The organism is Bacillus sp. LR--39 (assembly GCF_053613335.1).
In genome coordinates this window covers 1-1,272 of sequence record NZ_JBSIOT010000214.1, presented here as the reverse complement: position 1 = coordinate 1,272, position 1,272 = coordinate 1, and the positions used below count along the sequence as shown (strand labels likewise).

The 1,272-nt window shown below is 45.9% G+C and carries 2 protein-coding genes; both read left to right on the top strand.

From position 1 onward, the window contains the following. The coding region (locus ACWHAR_RS21905; RefSeq protein ID WP_452087813.1) for a MarR family winged helix-turn-helix transcriptional regulator at window positions 1–411 on the top strand (411 nt) is incomplete at its 5' end. 7 nt (window positions 412–418) lie between these two features. After that, complete coding sequence (racE, locus tag ACWHAR_RS21900; protein WP_010886589.1) at window positions 419–1,237, top strand: glutamate racemase; 819 nt, start codon at window positions 419–421, stop codon at window positions 1,235–1,237. Window positions 1,238–1,272: the final 35 nt, after the last annotated feature.

Below are 1,272 nucleotides of genomic sequence, written 5' to 3'. Positions count from 1 at the left end.
GATATTGAAAAGTCACTCCGCCACATTGCCGCGATCATTAAGCAAAAAGGACGAGAAATCCTTAACCAATATGCGATTACGCCGCCGCAATTTGTCGGCTTGCAATGGCTTTATGAATTAGGAGATATGACAATCGGTGAATTATCGGGCAAAATGTATCTGGCATGCAGCACGACAACGGACTTAATCGACCGCATGCAAAAAAATGAGCTTGTTGAGCGGGTCAAGGACCCGGCGGACAGACGTGTTGTCCGGATACATCTGCTGCCTGAAGGAGAACGGATTATCCAAGAGGTCATTACAAAAAGACAGGAATATCTGCGTGATATGTTCGAATCGTTTACAGATGAAGAAATAGCCATCTTCGAAAAATCTTTGATGAAACTGCAGCATGAAATGAAGAGAAAATGAGGCGATTTTGTTGGAACAACCAATAGGAGTCATTGATTCCGGGGTTGGCGGTTTAACCGTTGCGAAGGAAATCATGAGACAGCTACCTAAAGAAAATATTATCTACGTCGGGGATACGAAACGGTGTCCTTATGGGCCGCGCCCTGAAGAAGAGGTGCTTCAATATACGTGGGAGCTGACGAATTATTTACTCGAAAACCACCACATCAAAATGCTCGTGATCGCCTGTAACACAGCAACAGCGATCGCATTGGATGACATCCAGCGCAGCGTCGGTATACCGGTGGTCGGAGTCATCCAGCCTGGTGCGAGAGCAGCGATAAAAGTGACGGATAATCAGCATATCGGTGTCATCGGCACAGAGAATACGATTAAGAGCAATGCATACGAAGAAGCGCTTTTGGCATTAAACCCTGATTTGAAGGTTGAAAACCTTGCCTGCCCGCTGCTTGTGCCTTTTGTGGAAAGCGGGAAGTTTCTCGACAAAACAGCAGACGAGATTGTTAAAACCTCGCTGTATCCGTTAAAAGACACATCAATTGATTCGCTGATTTTAGGCTGCACCCATTACCCTATTTTAAAAGAAGCCATTCAAAGATATATGGGAGAGCACGTAAACATTATTTCGTCCGGCGATGAAACAGCCCGGGAAGTCAGCACAATTCTCTCTTATAAAGGGCTGCTGAACCAGTCTCCGATTGCCCCGGATCATCAGTTCCTGACAACAGGGGCGCGTGATCAGTTTGCAAAAATCGCAGACGATTGGTTTGGCCATGAAGTCGGGCATGTGGAATGTATCTCACTGCAAGAACCGATTAAAAGATAGTTTTCCCCGCAACGGTATGTTGCGGGTTTTTTTCT